The organism is Paraburkholderia sp. SIMBA_027, assembly GCF_046535315.1.
GTDB classification, from domain to species: domain Bacteria; phylum Pseudomonadota; class Gammaproteobacteria; order Burkholderiales; family Burkholderiaceae; genus Paraburkholderia; species Paraburkholderia tropica.
Genome location: NZ_JAWRWY010000236.1, coordinates 1 through 338, shown reverse-complemented (window position 1 = coordinate 338; position 338 = coordinate 1). Strand labels below are relative to the sequence as shown.

Annotated in this window: 1 protein-coding gene; it reads right to left on the bottom strand. The window is 60.4% G+C overall.

Annotation, left to right across the window (positions count from 1 at the left end):
• On the bottom strand, positions 1-338 hold a 338-nt coding region (locus SB764_RS38920), incomplete at both ends, for an amidohydrolase family protein (RefSeq protein WP_410866599.1).

Sequence of the window (338 nt, the reverse complement as noted above, 5' to 3'; positions counted from 1 at the left end):
AGTTGGCTTCCGTCACCATGCCGGAGAGCTTGCACCAGACGTGGTCACGTTGCCCTTTGAACTGGCGGATCAGCACCGCCCATTCGTCGAAACCGCCATTGCGGATTTCCGGCTTAGAGATGTGGTCGAGTACGAAGCGCGTTTCAGGGAAGGCGTCCACTGTCGCGATGCAGGACGGCAGTTGCGGCAGGTTCGGCACGAGGTCATAGACAAGCCCGGCAGCCTCGACAGCTTTCAGGCCCTTCTTGACATCGTCACGCAGCAGCCAGTTCGGGTCGCTTTCTGTCTGGATAAGGTGCCGGACGCCGACCAGCCACTTACCCTGAGGCGACGATTGC